General features: G+C 32.6%; 18 protein-coding genes and 1 pseudogene. 10 read left to right on the top strand and 9 right to left on the bottom strand.

The window, feature by feature from the left end; all coding sequences use genetic code 11:
* Entirely contained in the window at positions 1-2,514 is a 2,514-nt protein-coding gene (locus OH806_RS00560; RefSeq protein WP_264741742.1) for a M1 family metallopeptidase, read from the top strand.
* A 136-nt stretch (positions 2,515-2,650) separates the two neighbouring features.
* On the top strand, positions 2,651-3,988 hold the full coding sequence (locus tag OH806_RS00555; protein ID WP_264741741.1) for a hydroxymethylglutaryl-CoA synthase family protein: 1,338 nt from the start codon (positions 2,651-2,653) through the stop codon (positions 3,986-3,988).
* A 53-nt stretch (positions 3,989-4,041) separates the two neighbouring features.
* Here the strand turns inward: OH806_RS00555 and OH806_RS00550 are convergent, their stop codons facing one another.
* Both OH806_RS00550 and OH806_RS00545 read right to left on the bottom strand, forming a co-directional pair.
* Complete coding sequence (locus tag OH806_RS00550) at positions 4,042-5,295, bottom strand: hypothetical protein (RefSeq protein ID WP_264741740.1); 1,254 nt, start codon at positions 5,293-5,295, stop codon at positions 4,042-4,044.
* A gap of 216 nt (positions 5,296-5,511) precedes the next feature.
* Positions 5,512-6,435 (bottom strand): AraC family transcriptional regulator, encoded by a 924-nt coding sequence (locus tag OH806_RS00545; protein ID WP_264741739.1) that lies wholly within the window; start codon positions 6,433-6,435, stop codon positions 5,512-5,514.
* 179 nt (positions 6,436-6,614) lie between these two features.
* Here OH806_RS00545 and OH806_RS00540 point away from each other — a divergent pair, with 179 nt between their 5' ends.
* From OH806_RS00540 to OH806_RS00530, 3 genes are all read left to right on the top strand, one after another.
* Positions 6,615-8,144: an aldehyde dehydrogenase family protein gene (locus tag OH806_RS00540; RefSeq protein WP_264741738.1), complete on the top strand. Its 1,530-nt coding sequence runs from the start codon at positions 6,615-6,617 to the stop codon at positions 8,142-8,144.
* A gap of 236 nt (positions 8,145-8,380) precedes the next feature.
* Positions 8,381-9,418 carry an alcohol dehydrogenase AdhP gene (adhP, locus tag OH806_RS00535; protein ID WP_264741737.1) on the top strand — a complete coding sequence of 346 codons (1,038 nt, stop codon included), beginning with the start codon at positions 8,381-8,383 and terminating at the stop codon, positions 9,416-9,418.
* A gap of 74 nt (positions 9,419-9,492) precedes the next feature.
* Positions 9,493-9,876, top strand: a complete 384-nt coding sequence (locus tag OH806_RS00530) for a DUF779 domain-containing protein (protein ID WP_264741736.1) — start codon at positions 9,493-9,495, stop codon at positions 9,874-9,876.
* Between the two features lie 62 nt (positions 9,877-9,938).
* On the opposite strand, the gene OH806_RS00525 is transcribed toward OH806_RS00530, so the two are convergent.
* Entirely contained in the window at positions 9,939-11,138 is a 1,200-nt protein-coding gene (locus OH806_RS00525; RefSeq protein ID WP_264741735.1) for a dicarboxylate/amino acid:cation symporter, read from the bottom strand.
* 171 nt (positions 11,139-11,309) lie between these two features.
* Between OH806_RS00525 and OH806_RS00520 the strand changes: the two genes are divergently transcribed.
* Positions 11,310-11,840 (top strand): hypothetical protein, encoded by a 531-nt coding sequence (locus OH806_RS00520; RefSeq protein WP_264741734.1) that lies wholly within the window; start codon positions 11,310-11,312, stop codon positions 11,838-11,840.
* An 8-nt stretch (positions 11,841-11,848) separates the two neighbouring features.
* The gene (locus OH806_RS00515; protein WP_264741733.1) at positions 11,849-12,370 is read left to right on the top strand and encodes a YcxB family protein; all 522 of its coding nucleotides are present in this window, start codon (positions 11,849-11,851) and stop codon (positions 12,368-12,370) included.
* 54 nt (positions 12,371-12,424) lie between these two features.
* Here OH806_RS00515 and OH806_RS00510 read toward each other — a convergent pair whose 3' ends face one another.
* Positions 12,425-13,408, bottom strand: a complete 984-nt coding sequence (locus tag OH806_RS00510; protein WP_264741732.1) for a PLP-dependent cysteine synthase family protein — start codon at positions 13,406-13,408, stop codon at positions 12,425-12,427.
* Between the two features lie 116 nt (positions 13,409-13,524).
* Here OH806_RS00510 and OH806_RS16630 point away from each other — a divergent pair.
* Positions 13,525-13,631 (top strand): annotated as a pseudogene (locus OH806_RS16630) (transposase); the annotation flags it as partial.
* A gap of 59 nt (positions 13,632-13,690) precedes the next feature.
* Here OH806_RS16630 and OH806_RS16585 read toward each other — a convergent pair.
* Positions 13,691-13,828 carry a bacteriocin-like protein gene (locus OH806_RS16585; RefSeq protein ID WP_406567570.1) on the bottom strand — a complete coding sequence of 46 codons (138 nt, stop codon included), beginning with the start codon at positions 13,826-13,828 and terminating at the stop codon, positions 13,691-13,693.
* A 415-nt stretch (positions 13,829-14,243) separates the two neighbouring features.
* On the opposite strand from OH806_RS16585, the gene OH806_RS00505 reads away from it, so the two are divergent.
* Complete coding sequence (locus OH806_RS00505; protein ID WP_264741731.1) at positions 14,244-14,390, top strand: hypothetical protein; 147 nt, start codon at positions 14,244-14,246, stop codon at positions 14,388-14,390.
* A gap of 80 nt (positions 14,391-14,470) precedes the next feature.
* On the opposite strand, the gene OH806_RS00500 is transcribed toward OH806_RS00505, so the two are convergent.
* Positions 14,471-15,700: an ABC transporter permease gene (locus OH806_RS00500; protein WP_264741730.1), complete on the bottom strand. Its 1,230-nt coding sequence runs from the start codon at positions 15,698-15,700 to the stop codon at positions 14,471-14,473.
* A 4-nt stretch (positions 15,701-15,704) separates the two neighbouring features.
* On the opposite strand from OH806_RS00500, the gene OH806_RS00495 reads away from it, so the two are divergent.
* The gene (locus OH806_RS00495; RefSeq protein ID WP_264741729.1) at positions 15,705-16,901 is read left to right on the top strand and encodes an exo-beta-N-acetylmuramidase NamZ family protein; all 1,197 of its coding nucleotides are present in this window, start codon (positions 15,705-15,707) and stop codon (positions 16,899-16,901) included.
* A gap of 48 nt (positions 16,902-16,949) precedes the next feature.
* Here the strand turns inward: OH806_RS00495 and OH806_RS00490 are convergent, their stop codons facing one another.
* The 3 genes from OH806_RS00490 to OH806_RS00480 are packed head-to-tail and all read right to left on the bottom strand — an operon-like array spanning position 16,950 to position 18,984.
* Positions 16,950-17,156: a hypothetical protein gene (locus tag OH806_RS00490; RefSeq protein WP_264741728.1), complete on the bottom strand. Its 207-nt coding sequence runs from the start codon at positions 17,154-17,156 to the stop codon at positions 16,950-16,952.
* 1 nt (position 17,157) lies between these two features.
* Positions 17,158-17,799 (bottom strand): DUF3575 domain-containing protein, encoded by a 642-nt coding sequence (locus tag OH806_RS00485; RefSeq protein WP_264741727.1) that lies wholly within the window; start codon positions 17,797-17,799, stop codon positions 17,158-17,160.
* Positions 17,800-17,811: 12 nt separating this feature from the next.
* The gene (locus OH806_RS00480) at positions 17,812-18,984 is read right to left on the bottom strand and encodes a thioredoxin family protein (protein ID WP_264741726.1); all 1,173 of its coding nucleotides are present in this window, start codon (positions 18,982-18,984) and stop codon (positions 17,812-17,814) included.
* Between the last annotated feature and the right edge of the window lie 16 nt (positions 18,985-19,000).

Below are 19,000 nucleotides of genomic sequence, written 5' to 3'. Positions count from 1 at the left end.
ATGAAAAAGATCATTTTGTCAATTGCTTTATTGAGCGGAATATTCTTTTCTTCAAACGTTTTTGCTCAGACAGAAACTTCGGGAAGAGAAAAGGTATACAGAGCTACTCATGCAAAGGTAACGGAGCTGAAACATACAAAACTTAAAGTAAATTTCGATTATCAGAAGGAACAAATGAATGGGGAAGAATGGCTTACTGCTTCACCTTATTTTTATCCAACCAACGAATTGACTCTTGATGCAAAAGCAATGTTGATTCATGAGGTTGCGTTAGATGTAAATGGTAAAAAATCTCCGTTAAAATATGATTATAAAGATGATATTTTAAAAATTACTTTAGATAAAACATATCAAAAAAATCAGGATTATACGGTTTATATCAAATATACTGCTCGTCCGAATGAAGTAAAACAACAGGGAAGTGCAGCGATTAATGATGCCAAAGGTTTGTATTTCATTAATGCTCAAGGAAAAGATCCAGATATGCCAACACAGCTATGGACGCAGGGAGAAACTGAATCTTCTTCGGCTTGGTTTCCTACAATTGATAAACCGAACCAAAAAACAACTCAGGAAATATATATGACGGTTCCTGATAAATATGTGACGCTTTCAAATGGTGTTTTAAAAAATTCACAAAAAGAAGCAAACGGGCTAAGAACAGATCATTGGGTGATGGATAAGAGACATTCTACTTATCTGTTTTTCATGGGAGTTGGTGAATATGCTATTGTTAAAGATAAATGGAAAAATATCCCAGTTGATTATTATATAGAAAAAGAATACGAACCGTATGCAAAGCAGATTTATGGAAATACTCCTGAAATGATTGAGTTTTTCTCAAAAAAACTTGGGTATGACTATCCTTGGGCAAAATATGCGCAGATCTCAGGAAGAGATTATGTGAGTGGAGCAATGGAAAATACTACGGCAACGCTTCACGGAAGTGATATTTTGCAAAAATCAGGACAATTAATCGACGAAAATAAATGGGAAGATACCATCGCACACGAATTGTTCCACCATTGGTTTGGAGATTTGGTAACTGCTGAAAGCTGGAGTAACCTTACTGTTAACGAATCTTTTGCTAACTATTCAGAATACCTTTGGAACGAATACAAATACGGAAAAGATCAGGCAGATTATCATCAAATGGAAGATGTGAATATGTATATTCACAACCCTTCTGATTTTAAGAAAAATTTGGTGAGATTTGGGTATGATTCTCGTGAAGATGTTTTTGATTTGGTAACCTATCAAAAAGGAGGAGGAATTCTTCATATGTTAAGAAATTATTTGGGAGATGATGCCTTTTTCGCGGGAATGAATGATTATTTAAAAACGTACGAGTATCAAAATGCTGAAGCTCATCAATTGAGATTATCATTTGAAAAAGTTTCAGGGAAAGATTTAAACTGGTTTTTTAATCAATGGTTCTTTGGAAGCGGAAATCCTAAAATCAATTATTCATATACTTTTGAGCCGGTAAAAAAACAGGTAAGTGTTACCATCAACCAGACTCAAGAGTTACCATTTGAATTTCCTTTGGCAATTGATGTTTACGAAAACGGAAAACCTAAAAGATATAATGTTTGGGTAAATGCTCAAACTGCGAATACGTTTAATTTTGATGTTTCCAAAAATGCAGATTTGGTAAATATTAATTCAGATGGGGTACTATTAGCTGATATTACAGATTCTAAGACTCCAGAGCAATATTTGATGCAATTTACAGGGTCAAAAGAGTTTAAGAGCAGATATAATGCATTAAAAGGAATAAAAGAACAGGTGGGTAAAAATCCAGCAACAACTAAATTATTGGCTGCTGCACTAAAAGATCCTTTCTTCAGAGTAAGAATGAAAGCTCTAGAACTAATGGATTTATCAAATGCAGAACAGCTTAAAACATTAGGTTCGGAGGTTGAAAAATTGGCTTCCAATGACCCTAAAACATTGGTTCAGGCTGCTGCAATTTCTGCTTTAGCCAAAACTAAGGATAAAAAATACCTTCCTATTTTTGAAAAAGGAGTAAACGCTGTTTCAAATTCTGTAAAAGGAAATTCAGTAGGTGCAATTTTGGCAATTGACCCGTCAAAAGCAAATTCTTTAGGTGATAAAATAGATTTAGAAGGAGCTTCAGAATCTTTGGTAGAGCAAATGTTACCAATTGTTGTAAAAAATAAAGTAACTTCTCAGATGCCTCATATTGCTCAGTTTGCAGCTTTCTATCCATTTATTAAATTCCAAAACCCTGAATTGGGTAAAGTTTCTGAGGAAGGGTATAACTGGATAATGTCTTCAGACAATTTAAAGGCAACGGAAAGTGTTACAAAAATTTTAGGTCATGCAAAAGGACAAATGGGAGACAATCCTCAAGTTAAAATGATGATTTCTCAAATGTTGAAAGACGGTTTAAGCAAAAAAATGAACCTATTGAAACAGAATCCTCAAAATGCAGAAAGCATCAATAAGCAAGTTGACTTAATCAACAAAGCAATTGAAAATTTTAAATAAATCTCAAAAAAGCACTTCAAAAAGAGGTGCTTTTTTGCTTTCATAAATTAAATCCCCAATTTTTTTGAAAATTAAGTAATATTCATATATGATTAAATGGTTACATTTTTTAAATTCGTATAAAAATTAGAATATTATGACTTTTGGAATTGAGGCGGCGAGTTATTATGTACCTTCATTGTATTTGGAAATAAAAGATTTGGCAGAAAAAAGAGGAATTGAACCTGCAAAACTGGAGAAAGGATTAGGACTACATAAAATGGCGTTGGCTGATGTGCATGAAGATGCTGCTACATTTGCTGCAGAGGCTTTATTAAAACTGATTAAAGACTATAATCTCAACCCAAAAGAAATTTCAAGGATATATCTGGGAACCGAAAGTGCTTTGGATGCAGCAAAACCTACAGCTTCGTATGCGATGCAAATGGTTGAAACTGTCTTGGAGGAAGAATTTGGAGAAAGATGTTTCAGAAATTGTGATGTTGTTGACATTACTTTCGCTTGTGTGGGAGCGGTTGATGCTTTGCATAATTCTTTAGATTTTGTAAGAGTAAATCCCGATAAAAAAGCAGTGGTAATTGCAAGTGATTATGCAAAATATGAATTGGCTTCCTCGGGAGAATATACACAAGGCGGAGGTGCAGTTGCTGTTTTAGTTTCTTCAAAACCTGATTTAATTGAGATTGAAAATAACTGGGGTGTTGCTACAGAAAGTGTTTTCGATTTCTTTAAGCCAAGAAGAAATTATAAAAAAGAAGATTTGGCAAATGCTCCTGAAACGTATCCAGAAAAAATTGAAGTTTTCACAGATGAGCCTGTTTTCGATGGGCAGTATTCCAATCAATGTTATCAGAATAGAATCAAAGAAGCGTACATTCATTATAAAGAAATTACGGGACAGAATAAACCTTATGAATGTTGGAAATACCTTATTTTCCATCTTCCTTATGCTTTCCATGGGAAAAGAGTTTTTACGGAGATTTATAGTTTAGAAAACAGCCTTTCGTACGAAACTCCTGAGGAACAAAAAGCGGTTGCAAAATCTGAGGAATATATTCAGTTTATTAATGAAAAAATTGAAAAATCTCAGAGAGCATCTTCTGAAATAGGAAATATGTACACAGCTTCTATTTTTATGGCTTTGCTTTCGGCGTTGCAGACTTCTTTTAATGAAAATGAAGAATTGAAAGGTCAGGAAATCGGATTTTTAGGATATGGAAGTGGTTCAAAATCGAAAGTTTTTGCAGGGAAAGTTTCAGAAAACTGGAAAAATGTAGTTTCAAAATGGAATTTTTTTGAAAGTTTAAAAAATAGAAAAGCCATTGATTTTGATACTTACGAAAAACTTCACAGAAAACAATTGGAAAACTCTGTTAATGAAAATTACAAAGGTTTTGGTTTAAAATCTGTGGAATTAGAAAACCCTGTTTTGAAGGGAGCTAGGTATTATAGTTATTCAGATAAGCAATCATAATATTCCAAAAGTTTAGATAATGTAAAAAATAAATTAAGTGGTAAAGAATTTCTTTACCACTTAATTCTAGGAAGTACTTTTTTTATCTCTCTTTCAATATTTTGTCCTGCATTTTTTAGTTCATTTCCTGTATTACGTAAAATTTTTACAGCTTCATGGTTATATCCAGGACCATGGGTGATGTCATTAACAGCATTATTGAAATTCTTAACGATATCATTATTAGGTCCAAATTGTTTGTTAAGTTCATTGCCTAATGAATTTAATGTTTTTACAATAGTGTTATTTTTTCCAAAGCAGCCACTATCTCCACCGATGCCGTGTGTTAAGCATTTGTTTAATTCTAAAGCGGTTAACTGACCACCTGCACAACCTGCAAAAACGTAAGGCTGTCCGCCTGAAGTTGCAGCACATTGAACGGCTATAGTTGCTTCAGTATTAAGGTTGAATTTACTTGCTCCATAGCACATAGCCGTATTCATAAAATTAACCTGACCTGTTTGAGCTTGTTGTTTTACACATGAAACTAATTTTTGCAATTCTGGATCCGAAACTTCCCCAGCTAAACATAAAGGATATTTACTATAGTCAGCCCCAAATTCTTTATAACATTTCATTAATTTTTGAGAATACTGTTGTTCTTTATTACCTCCCATCACACTAACCATACATAATGTCTGTTCTTCTATAGTTGCAGAATTTTTAACACACTGGTAAACTGCATTCTCTTTTTTTCCTGACATATTTGTAACCATACAATCACCAAATTTATTTTGATCCAATTGTCCATTGAGTTGTAATGATTGATTGTAGCAATTTATAGCAACTTGTTCTGATGTTATCATCATATCACCAAATGGCTTATCTTGATTTACCAAACTTACAGGAATAGGGTTAATATTTCCATTAGCTGTCATTATACCAATGTTAGGATTGGTTTGAGGGATTTGGAAATTATTTATAGGAGCAGGAGGAGGTGCAAAATCATACCTTCCGATTATTCTGGTACCCAGAACATAATCTATCTCAATAAAGTTACCATAATAATCTAAAAAATAAGCATTTCTGTAGGGGTTTATCGCGGGTAATCTCATGAACATCAACCCAGAAGGATCTCTTTGGGCAAAACCTCTGTTCATAGGGTTCCCATCTTGAATAGCTAGACCATTATCAAAAAATGAAAAGCTTTGACCTCTCATCTGGTCATAAATTTTTCCGACAAAATTCTGTGAGAAAAAAGAACTCGTAGTTAATAAGAATATTAGAATTACTAAACTCCATTTTAAATTTTTAATTTTTGTTTTCATAATTAATTATTTAGTTTTAATAAAATTAAAGCTAAATGAGTTACTTAAGAATACCACAAAAGGGTGATTTTTACTGCTCCATTCAGGATGTTTTTTCTAGAGTCATGATATTATTTCAATAATCTGAAAACTTATTATAAAAAACTCCAGAGTAAAAAATTCTGGAGGTCAATGTATAAACAGTCTGGACTTTAAATTATGGCTTGAGAAATAAGATTAATCAAGAAATGCTACTTTATCCTGATACCTTTTTGGGGTAACACCTACAAGTTGTTTAAAAACTCGTGTAAAATAATTAGCATCCGAAAAACCTGTCTGATAAGCGGTTTCTTTAATGCTGTTTTGACTAGCGAGCAATTCTTTTGCTTTGCTAATTCTTTCTTGCAAGATAAATTCATTTGGGGAAGTACCCAATTCATCTTTGAACATTTTAAAGAAGTTCGATTTGCTTACATATGCCAATTTTGCAATATTTTCGATTGAAAGTTTCTGATGAAGATTTTTCTTGATATAATCTACCACAAAACCGATTCTTGATTTGTTTTTTGCGACGTTCTTTTCCACCATGCTTCTTGCCTGAGTCTGCATCAATCGTATTAAAAGTTCCTTTAATGCAAAATCTGCCATAATATCTTTTTGTGAATTGTCATCCATTGCAATTCTCATAATATTGTTGGTGGCAGAAGCAAGAGATTTGTTATTAAAAAGGAAATATTCGTCAAACTGAATGTTCCATTGAGAAGTTTCATCAACTTTAGGAAAACTGTAATTTAGATTATTTAAAGAATTTTCAATGAATTCTGGATTTAGGCTTAAAGAAATACATTGAGAGGGAGTTTCATTGGCTTCGGGGAAATCTATAATCATCGTTTCTCCAGGGGAAACCAAAACACTTTCTCCCGGGAAGTAATCAAAATAATTGGTTTTATTTTCCAGCTTCATGTGTTTTTTTCCACGTAGCATTGCGGTAAAAGCAATAGTGTCAAAATGTAGTTTTACGCCAAAAGCAGCTTTATGAGTCTCATATATACTAAATTCACAATTGTTTAGATTGAATTTTGTTTCATTTTCAATTAGATTAAATAGTTGATTTTCCTCTTTTAATTCAGGAGTTTCTAATAAAAATTTATTATTGTTCATATCTAAACATCTTTATTGTCTGTTTACTCAAATATAGAAAATAATCAACTTACGTCACTGTTAATGAAATTATAAAATTACTAATCTGTACGATTGTGAAGTTTTTTTGTACGATTGTGCTATGCAAATCATATAATCAGCTGTAATTTGGCAATAGAGAACAAATAAAATATAATAAAATGAGTACTACAGCACAGCAACAATCAGGGACATTATTACAATGGCCTGAATTCAAAAGCAGATATGATAATTATATTGACGGCAAGTTTACAGCTCCGGTAAACGGACAATATTTTGATGTGATTTCTCCTGTTGATGGTAAAATTTTTACTCAAGCAGCACATTCATCGAAAGAAGATTTGGAATTGGCTGTAAATGCAGCAGAAAAAGCATTTCAGACTTGGAAAGATACTTCATCTACGGAAAGAAGTAATATTTTAATCAAAATTGCAGACAGGATAGAACAAAATCTGGAATATTTGGCTACTGTTGAAACAATAGACAACGGTAAAGCAGTAAGAGAAACTTTAGCGGCGGATTTACCTTTGGCAATCGACCATTTCAGATATTTTGCTTCGGTAATCAGGGCAGAAGAAGGCTCTCATAATGAATTGGATAAAGATACAGTTTCATTAATCGTTCATGAGCCACTTGGTGTTATCGCTCAAATCATTCCATGGAATTTTCCTTTATTGATGGCAGTTTGGAAATTGGCTCCGGCTTTAGCAGCAGGAAATTGTGTGGTTTTGAAACCGGCAGAAAGTACACCGATTTCCATCATGGTTTTAATGGAAGTTATTGGAGATTTGCTTCCAAATGGAGTAGTGAACATCGTTAACGGTTTTGGTGCTGAATTAGGAAGAGCTTTAGTTACTAATCCGAAAGTTGCCAAAGCAGCATTTACGGGTTCTACAGCTACAGGTCGTTTGGTGATGCAGTATGCTACAGAAAATATCATTCCTGTTACGTTGGAATTGGGAGGAAAGTCTCCTAATGTTTTCTTTAGTTCGGTGATGGATGCAGATGACGAGTTTTTGGATAAAGCTATTGAAGGAGCAGTTCTTTTTGCTTTAAATCAGGGAGAAATTTGTACTTGTCCTTCAAGATTATTAGTTCAGGAAGATATAGCGGATGCTTTTATTGCGAAAGTGGTAGAAAGAGTAAAAGCAATTAAAGTAGGAAATCCATTAGATAAGACGGTGATGATGGGGGCTCAGGCATCTCAGATCCAGAAAGACAAAATTCTTTCTTATATCAAACTAGGAAAAGAAGAAGGAGCGGAAGTTCTTGTGGGTGGAGACATAAATAATGTTGGAGAAGGTTTGGAAGACGGTTATTATATCCAGCCAACAATTTTCAAGGGACACAACAAGATGAGAATCTTCCAAGAAGAAATTTTCGGACCTGTATTGGCGTTTACAACTTTTAAAGATGAAGAAGAGGCTATTAAAATAGCAAATGATACAATTTACGGATTAGGTGCTGGAGTTTGGACGAGAGACGCTCATCAATTATATAACGTACCACGTCAGATTCAGGCGGGTAGAGTATGGGTGAATCAATATCACTCTTATCCTGCTGGTGCGCCGTTTGGAGGCTACAAACAGTCAGGAATTGGTAGAGAAAATCACAAAATGATGCTTGACCATTACCGTCAAACAAAAAATATGTTGATTTCTTACAACAAAAACAAATTAGGTTTCTTTTAATTTTTAATGTTATGGCGTGTCCGTTTGCCTAGGCTTTGGTCTGGGCAAAACGGTCGGGCTATTCAGATCTTCACTTCGTTTCGGTACTCCGCTTTGCTACGTACTGGCTCGTTCCTCGCCACTCTTACTATCCCTCACGCGAAACAAATATCTATTCGTTTCTGAAAATTTTCGATTAATCAGAAGCTTTAGTTAATGCTCAATCAAAAACCAAAATAATTCAAAAAAACTAAATTATGATTCCAAAAACAATGAAAGCCGCAGTCGTTCAGGGCTACGGACAACCTTTAAAAATAGAAGAAGTTCCTGTAAGAGAACCGGGAAGATATGAAGTATTGGTAAAAGTTATCGCCTGTGGTGTTTGCCATACAGACTTACATGCTGTTGATGGTGATTGGCCGGCAAAACCTAAAATGCCGTTAATTCCCGGTCATGAAGGTGTAGGAATTGTTGTCGCCTGCGGACCAGAAGCGCAGGTAAAAGAAGGAGATGCTGTAGGAGTTCCTTGGTTGTATTCGGCTTGTGGTTGCTGCGATTACTGTATCACGGGTTGGGAAACGCTTTGTGAAGCTCAGAAAAATGGAGGATATAGTGTGGATGGAGGCTTTGCAGAATATGTAATTGCAGATTCTAGATATGTAGGACATTTAAAATCTAATGTTAACTTTTTAGAAATTGCCCCGATTCTTTGTGCGGGAGTAACCGTGTATAAAGGGTTGAAAGAAACTGAAACAAAACCAGGAGAATGGGTTGCCATTTCAGGAATTGGTGGATTGGGACACGTTGCTGTACAATATGCAAAAGCAATGGGAATGCATGTTGCTGCAATAGATGTTGCAGATGATAAATTGGAGTTGGCAAAAAAATTAGGTGCAGATTTGGTAGTAAATGCTAAAAATACAGACCCAGGAGAATATTTACATAAAGAAGTTGGTGGAATGCATGGCGCATTAATTACAGCAGTTTCTCCAATTGCTTTTAAACAAGGAATTGATGTTTTGAGAAGAAAAGGAACTATTGCATTAAACGGTCTTCCTCCTGGTTCTTTTGAACTGCCGATTTTTGAAACCGTTTTAAAAAGAATCACAGTAAGAGGTTCTATTGTAGGAACCAGAAAAGATCTTCAGGAAGCACTAGATTTTGCGAATGAAGGACTAGTGAAAGCAACAGTAACACCTGCAAAGCTGGAAGACATTAATGATGTTTTTGATAAAATGAAGAAAGGGCAAATTGATGGCAGAATTGTTCTTGACATTGCGGGTAATACAAACTAAATTATAATGAATTGTTGTAAGTTCGGCGAAATTTATTTCGCCGAACTTTTTTAACTTTATTAAAAAGTAATATAATGGAACCTAAAATATCCAGACTTTCAGCAACAGAAAAAGCTCTTGAAGTTATTTGGGAGCTGGAGAAGAAATATGGTGAACTTATGTTTTATCAGGCAGGAGGATGTTGTGAAGGAACTCAGCCTCAATGTTTTGAAAAAGGAGGTTTCTTTCCCAGAATGAACGATGTGATGATTGGAACCATCAACGGGCATGAATTCTGGATAGATCGTGACTTGTTTGAGTACTGGAAATATTCTCACTTTACGTTAGATGTTGTAGACGGTTTCGGACCTGGCGGTTTTTCCTTGGAAACTCCTTTGGGAAAAACTTTTAAAGTTCATTATAGGCTCTTCACTTCCGAAGAATATGAAAATCTTGAACCTGTAAAACGTAGTGAGTAAACATCTGCTTAATTAGCAAAATCTGCGAGATAAAAATTTAAGATAGATATTTTTAATCAAAATCAGACCTTCACAAACCGATTCACAAACATTGCAGCAACAATATCACCAACCGCATTTAAAACAGTGGCTAAAGGGTCAACCAATGTTCCGATAATAATTACAGCTGGAATGGCCTCTTGTGGAAGTTGATATACTGAAATCATCAACATTTCGCCAATATATCCGCCATTCGGAATTCCTCCTGCTACAATACTTACAAAAATGGTAATCCCTAAAGCTAAAAGAAGATTGGTTGGTTCAAAAAAATCTCTTCCGATAATCAGAAAAGCGACATATATTTTAATAATTGATGACATAGAAGAGCCGTTTTTGTGCAAAGTCGTTCCGATAGGAATCACAAGATTTGAAATCTGACTAGGGATACCGATTTTAGTTGCAGCTTGTAAATTGGCAGGCATGGTCGCAAAACTGCTACAAGTACTTAATGCTGTTAAAGTAGGATATATAGCATTTGTCCAGAAATTTTTAACTCCGTTTTGTCCGTTTGCCATAAATGCATACAATGAGAAAAATACCAGGAAATAGATGATTCCTGCAATATAATATAATCCTAAAGGTTTAGCATAAAATCCGAAAAGTTGAGGACCTAATGTAGCAACCTGATAAGCAAAATAAGCTCCTAAACCGATAGGTGCTATTTTCATGATTAATAAAAGTAATTCTTTCATCACTTCATATCCTGAAGCTATAAATAATCTGAATGCTTGTCCTTTTTCTCCCGCCTTTCTTGCTGAAAAACCGGTCATAAAAGAGAAAATTAAAAGAGCCAACATATTTTGTCTTGAAAAAAGATGAGTAAACTCTCCAACTGTAAAAAATCCTACAATTCTATTACCCCAACTATCATTATCTGCTGTTGCTTCTACAATTTCTTTACTACCCAAAACTCCTGAAACAGGAAATAGATAAACTGCACAAATAGTAAAAATGGCCGCCGTTAAAATGAAAAATAAGAAAGTGAAAACCATTGTTATCATTATTTTTCCAAATTTTGATTGCTGTTCCAATGAAGCAATTGAGTTGGAAACAGCAAAAAATACCAACGGAACTACACTTACAAAAAGAAGATTCAGGAAAATATCTCCTAAAGGTTTTATATAATTAACAACGTTTGGAGCAACAATTCCTATGATGCTTCCAACGGTGATTCCTAAAAGTAAAAGTAAAATTCCTGAATAGTTTTTTAACACTTCTTGCATTCGACGCTTTTTAATCAAAGATAGGCTTATTTTTAAGATTTTGTTGTGTTCTAATAAATATGAAGATGTTTTAGTGTTCAAAAAAATCAAATGTTTTGTGTTTTACTGTAGATATTGTTTTAAATTCAGACTATTTCGCTTAGTTTTGTTGATTATAGAGAATGAATTATTATGAGTGAAGAGAAAATCATTATTTTGAAACCCAAAAGACAAGATTTTGAGGAAATATATTTTAGCGGAAATCAAGGAAGTTTATTTTTCTCTTCCGGTACAAAAGGAAAGACAATTACTACTATTATTGTAGGAGTAATTTTGCTGATTTTATTCTGTTTTAAAAATGATTTATCAAAAGAGAAATTCGGGATTTTATATTTTGTAAGTTTTTTGTTTTTGCTTTGTGCGGTTTTTCTTTCGGTAAGTATCAACAAAGTTTCAAGATGGAAAAAACAGGTGAATAATTATCTGAGTAAACTTGAAAACTGCAAAATCTATGAAATCAGATTTGATAATCAGTTTTTTACTGTAAATATTGATGGTGAAAAAGAAACAAGCGAATGGAAAGATTTTGATTTTTATGACAGCGGTAACCAATTTATAACTCTTGAAGGTAAATACAGCTATATGTTTCCTAAGAAATCAATGAGTGAGAAAGACTATAATTTATTGATGAAAACATTAAAAGAAAATATTAAAATTAATTAGAATAGTTTATGAATGAGATAATCATTCCATTGATATTCAATAGAACTGACTTTGAGGAAATATATTTTAGAGATAATCAAGCGAGTTTGTTCTTTTCTCCCACAACAAAAAATAAAACATTTTTTATCATTATTTTAGGTCTTATTTTCGCGATTATATACTTTAATGATTTAGCTAGTTTAAATAGTTTAGGCTTTTACTATATTATAGGGTTAATATTCCTCTTTAGTGTTTTTAGGCTTTTTGTTTCTGTAATAACGACGGTACGGTGGAAGAATGGGATTGTAAAATATTTAAATTCTCTTGAAAATAATTCATTTTTTGAATTAGAATTAACAGATAATTTTTTAATCGTAAATATTGATTATCAAGAAGAGTATACTCAATGGAAGGATTTTACTAAAATTGAGATAAAGTATGATTATATATTTTTACAATCTGGGAGTTTAAATTATTTATTTCCTAAGAAATCAATGAGTGAGAAAGACTATAATTTGTTGACGAAAACATTAAAAGAAAATATTAAATAATAAAAAATCAGAGTAAAAAACTTACTCTGATTTTATTTTTATGATGAAAGTTGATTAATCTAACCAACCCATTTCTTTCATCCAATCATCATTGTAAATCTTACCAACATATCTTGAACCGTGGTCGTGAAGAAGTACAACAATTACGTCATCTTTCGTGAATTGGTCTTTCATTTGTACCAAAGATGCAATAGCACTTCCTGCAGAATATCCACAGAAAATCCCCTCTTCTTTAGCTAATTTTCTAGCGTAGATTGCTCCGTCTTTATCTGTTACTTTTTCGAAGTGGTCGATAACTGACATGTCATAGTTTTCAGGAATGATATCTTCTCCGATTCCTTCTGTAATGTAAGTATAAGCGTGGTCGTAATGAAGTTCACCCGTTTCATGGAATTCTTTCAAAATAGAACCATACGTATCAACTCCGATTACCTTAATATCAGCATTTTTTTCTTTGAAAAATTTTCCACAACCTGTAATAGTACCCCCTGTTCCTGCACCAACTACAAAATGAGTAAGTTTTCCTTCAGTTTGTTCCCAGATTTCAGGAGCTGTTGACTCATAGTGAGCTTGTCTGTTTGATAAATTATCGTACTGATTTACATACCAGCCATTTTCTGTTTCAGTTGCTAATCTTTTAGAAACCGAATAATAAGAACGAGGATCGGTTGGTTTTACATCTGTAGGACAAACAATTACTTCTGCACCTACAGCACGAAGTATATCACATTTTTCTTTTGATTGTTTAGAATTTGTTACGAAAATACATTTGTAACCTTTGATAATTGCTGCAAGAGCCAATCCCATTCCGGTATTTCCTGAAGTACCTTCAATAATAGTACCTCCTGGCTTTAATCTGCCATCTTTTTCGGCATCTTCAATCATTTTAAGAGCCATTCTGTCTTTTACGGAGTTTCCTGGATTGAAAGTTTCTACTTTTGCTAAAACTAATGCAGGAAAATCTTCTCCTAAAACTTTGTTAAGTTTTACCAATGGAGTATTTCCTATTGTTTCTAGGATGTTTTGTGCGTATTTCATAAACTTAAATAGAGTCTGCAAAGATAAGGAAATCATACAACTTGCAAATGTTTTATAATTATTTCTACATAATTTTTAAATTAAAATTTTATAAAACTAAAACTCCATTTTTTTCTGCAGATATAATTAAACTTTTTATTAAGCTTAAAAAGAATATGAAAAATCATATGATGAACATAGAAGATAAAATTTTACTTAGATAAGAGCAATTATAGAAACGGTTAAGAAAGTTATTACAACAAAAAAAGGTCGCATTTGCGACCATATAAATTAGTAAATTTATCACCTACACTTTATACCACAAGTAGTAGTGATACAAGTTTTACCTTCTGGACAAGAATCGAAAGTACATTGCACTGCCATACATCCACCATTTACAGATTTTAATTCATTTCTTGAAAGTTTTTTCAAATTTTTCATAATATAAATTGTTGATTTATTTTTCCTACTCTTTACGCTTTTCGGATTCCGCAATCTAAAGATAAGTAATCTAAAATAGAAATAATTCTTTTTTATTAATTAATTTATGGTGAACCTATTTAAATTTTATTTTTCTTAGAAACAAAATAGAGAAAGCTAAATAATGTAGATTTATTCAAACTACATTTAGTTTTCCGAACCTTATTAATAAAGTTTTGAAACTATCCAGCTATGCATTTGCTATTTCTATTTTGAATCTTCTTTTTTTCGACTTTAAGTTGCTAATTTTTAGTAAACTCTTTTTCTAAAAAATTTTAAACAAGCTTATTGTGAAATTTATATATTTGAATCTAAAACAATTTAAACAAGAAAAAATTAGTATCAATTTTAGCAATTAGTTTATTCGCTGTAAGTTATGCTCAGGAAGTTGCCTAAAGCAGATGGGTGTTCTGTAGGTAAGAACAATAAAGAATGTTCTTTAAAAGATAAGAAATCTTGTGGTGACAATCATAAAAACTGTAAAACCAAAACATCTGAAACAACTAAAGAAGCAAAGCCATAGAAAGCAACTTAGTTTTGTAAAAATCAAAAAACTGTAGAAAATTATTTTCCTATAGTTTTTTGATGTCAATTATAGCTTACTTAGTTATATTTAATCACCTTAACAGGCGATATTTTACTAATTAAATAACTTGGGATAATCAATGCAAAAGCAGAAATTAATAAAATCCCTACTGAAATTGAAATAATAGCAATAGGATTCAAATCAACAGGAACAGTACTTACGTAATAATTTTCAGGATTTAATTTGATAATTCCGAAAAATTTCTGAAGCAAAATCAATCCAAGACCAATGATGTTTCCATATAAGAGACCTGGAATCATAATAATTAAAGTGTAATTAATAAAAGTAGCTCTAATTTGAGAATTGGTAGCTCCCAAAGTTTTAAGCAAACCTATAGAATTTGTTCTTTCGATGATAAGAATTAAAAGAACCATAATAATGTTGATGACAACAACGATTAACATTATAATGATAATCAGTGCAATATTGGTGTCGAAAATACTTATCCAATCTGTGATTTGCGGGAATTTTTCAGTGGCTTTTTCTGCATAATTTTTATATCCAACAAGCTTTTCAATTTCCGGAAAATCTTTGTCGATGTCATTTACATTTTTCAGAAAAATATCAATTCCACCAATTTCATCAGGTTTCATGTCTTGAATTTTTCTAACATGATTGATTCCTCCGATTACGAATTGTTCATCAATCATTTTGATGTCTGTTTTGTAAATTCCTACCACTTCAAATTTTCTGTAGATAGGCTTCTGATCTGCTTTTGAAAAAACTGTTACAATACTGTCTTTTACCTTTAAATGAAGGTCGTTTGCAATTTTTTGAGAAATTGTGATGCCATTATTAAATCCAACTTCATCTATTTTGGGAGTAGTTCCTGCAACTAGGAATTTTTTAAATCTTGCACTGTCAAAATCCTTCCCGACTCCTTTGAAAATAATTCCTGCAAAGCTATGTTCATTACGCATAATCCCAGTAACGGTTGCATATTTTTGTGTACTTTGTACATCGGGAAGTTCTTTTATTTTAGGAATATTCAAACCTTGGTTATCTAAAACTGAGGTATTGTATGAAGAATTTGATCTTGTTGATTTTACAGTAATATGTCCGTTGAAATCTGCTAATCTTTCTTTAATTGCCTTTTTTGATCCAAACCCTGTGGATACAGTAATAAGGGAAACAATTATCCCTAAAGCAACAGAAAGTCTGCCTATGAAGATGATAACCCTTGAAAGGTTATTTTTGTTATCTTTGGAAAACGCTATTTTTCTAGAGAAATATAAAGGAAATTTCAAGCTTATGAATTTAGATTTCAAAATTAAAAATTTACTTCTTATTTGCCTAATTTTTTTAGGAGTATTCAATCAATATAATTCTCAAACAGGTAATATAGATAGTTTTAAAACGGGAGCAGATCAACCGGAAGTATATTTGCCTTTATTGGAAGGTAAAACAATTGGGGTTGTTACCAATCAGACAGGTTTGATGAGTGATAAAACGCATCTGGTTGATTTTTTAGTGAAAAACGGTATCAAAATAAAATCAATTTTTGCTCCTGAGCATGGTTTCAGAGGAGAAGCTGATGCAGGAGAAAAGGTGAAGAACGGAGTAGATGTGAAAACAGGAATTCCTATTATTTCTCTTTACGGAAATAACAAAAAACCGAAACCTGAACAATTGAAAGGGATTGATTTGATTGTTTTTGATATTCAGGATGTTGGGGTGAGATTTTATACTTATATTTCAACTCTGACTTATTTAATGGAAGCTGGAGCAGAAAATAATGTTGAGGTGATGGTTTTAGATAGACCGAATCCGCATGATGGATATATTGATGGACCTGTTTTAAAGAAAAAATGGACAAGTTTTGTAGGAATGCATCAGGTTCCTGTTGTGTACGGATTGACAATAGGAGAGTATGGAAAAATGGTAAATGGCGAAAAGTGGCTGAAAAATGGAGTTCAGGTAAAATATACGTTAGTTCCAATGAAAGATTATCATAAAAAACAACGTTATGCAATTTTAGACAGGCCTTCTCCCAATTTACCAAATGACAAATCTATTAATCTTTACCCGAGTTTATGTTTTTTTGAAGGGACACAGGTTTCAGTAGGAAGAGGAACGGATTTGCCTTTTCAAATTTATGGCTCACCTTGGACGACAAATTTGCCATATCAATTTACACCTAAACCTAATTTTGGAGCAAAAGACCCATTTTTAAACGGAAAACTTTGTTATGGTGAAAATCTTTCGGAATATCCGAATGATTTAAGAGAGTTAAACTTAGAGTGGCTGATTAAGGCTTATAAAAGTTATAAAAATCCACAATCAGATTTTTTCTTATCCAATTTATTTTTTGATAAACTATCAGGGACAGATGAGTTGAGAAAACAAATTATGGCGGGTAAATCATTTTCAGAGATTAAGGAGTCCTGGCAATCCGATTTAGCCCAATTTGAAAAGATAAGAACTAAATATGTTGTTTATCAAGACTGAAAAACTAAAAGGTCATTTGTAACTTGCAAATGACCTTTTTATTGTATTTTAATCAAATTTTTGAGGCGGATTTTTGTCATCTTTTCCTTTATTTAGAATGAAGAGACCTATTGATAGACCTACAACTCCAGCAAAAGCAGTGAGTAAAGCTCTTTGCAATTTGTCTGGTAAATCATTTCCTATATAGTTCATCAAAAATAGAATAACAAAGGTAATGACTGAAATTATGATATGATTTTTTCCGAATAGTTTCATTTTATTTAAATTTATAAGAAATCATTATACCTCCTCTATAGGGAAGAATTTCCCCGCTTTTATTCCAACCAGTTGATTTTCCATCAGTATCATATCTTTTTCCGGTGGTACGGTCATAGCCTTTGTAAAAACCCTGAGAAGAACCGATAGTTGCATAAATGTCCATGTTCCAATTTTCTGATAATTTAAATTGATAACCAGCTGTAACTCCTACTAAAATCGAAAATCCTTTTTGATAAATGTTGGAATATTCAAATAATTCTTTAGTGGCTTCATTTTCATAATAACCACTTTTCCAATAATTCCACTTTTGAACATTAAACACAGCAAATGAAAGGTTGGCACCTAGATACCAATGTTTAAAAGCTTCATCAAAATAATACCTTCCTTCTACAGAAGCTGAATAATATTGTAGAGGATGTCCGGCAAAAGATTTCCAGGGAGAAATTAAAATATCGCCCTGTAAAGTATATTTTTTACTCAGTTGATGTTCTATACCTACGTTTACAACTCCGATAGGAATTAAGAGTGCATTTCCTTTAATAAACGTGTTTGTTTCCTGTTTTTCTAACTCTTGTTCTTGAGCTGTAAGTGTTCCTAATGAAAGTAAAGTAAGAAAACTTGTTAAAAATTTGTACTTCAAACCTATGATTTTTTATTTAATTTGGCTTAGCAAATCGTTTGCTAGTTTAGCGTCTTTATTTGCCCGTGTTGCCATATTTTTAGACATCTCTGCATATGTTTTTGCCATTTCTTTATTCCCTGTTAGAAAGTAAAGTTTTGCCAAAATATATGTGTTTTCAGAAGTTTCACCTCTCATAACTGATTTTTCTGCCCATTCAGCAGCTTTTTTCAGTGACGTAATGTTTTTTACATTATCAGAAAATACCCAAGCCGCTTTTAATAATTCGTTTGTATCAAATGAGTCTGAATTTTTGTAATATTCAAGAGCTGCTTTTTCGTATTCAGGGTAGTTGCCATATTGTTCATAGAATCCTAATTTGATTTGGTTAAGCTTTGTAAATGCCTCCTGCTTTCCTACCAAAGGTTCAGCATTTTTCATAAAAAACTCTTCGTCGATTCTTTTATTTTTTTCATCAACCGACTGCTGTACAATTTTGGATAATTTTATTTGCGAATCAAACTGATTGTATGTTTCCTCAGGAAGGTATTTTATGATATCTTTTTTTCTCTGAGTAAAGGTTTTATAGTTTGAATCTTCCGTTGATTTTATGAAAAATAAAAGATAACCAACATCATCTTTTGATAGTTCGTCGGTATTTTTTTTGTTTTCAAAATATCTTTCTGATGCTTTTTTAGCAAAATCAAAATCAGAAGAAGAATTTAGTTTTATAATATTAATAAGAAATTCAGGGTCTTTTTCACCTTTGGCAAAACGCTCTTTTAATGATCCTTTTTTATTTTTAGATGAATTTACGTCTTGGGCCATAGCCAAAAACGGACTTTCATCCATATAGCCGAAATTCTGAGAAACCAATTCTCCGTCACCATTAAGAAAAAGATAAGTAGGGTAAGAGCGAACTCCGTATTTTGCAGCTATTTCTCTCCCTTCACCTTTTTCCATATCAAATCTTGCATTTACAAAATTTGAATTGTAATAATCACTGACTGTTTTTTTTGTGAAAATATTTTTCTCCATCATTTTGCAAGGTCCACACCAAGAGGCATAGGCATCTAGAAAAACCAATTTGTTTTCTTTTTTTGCTTTTGCTATCAAATCTTTGAATGGTAGTTCTTGAAACTGAATTTCCTGAGCAAAAATAACAGTTGCACTAAACAAAAACAGAGTAGAAATTATTTTCTTCATTTCTTCTAAATAAAAT

The sequence above is a fragment of the Chryseobacterium oryctis genome, assembly GCF_025971925.1.
Classification (GTDB): Bacteria; Bacteroidota; Bacteroidia; order Flavobacteriales; family Weeksellaceae; genus Chryseobacterium; species Chryseobacterium oryctis.
The sequence above is the reverse complement of the archived record's forward strand: the minus strand, read 5'-3'. Positions and strand labels throughout refer to the sequence as shown.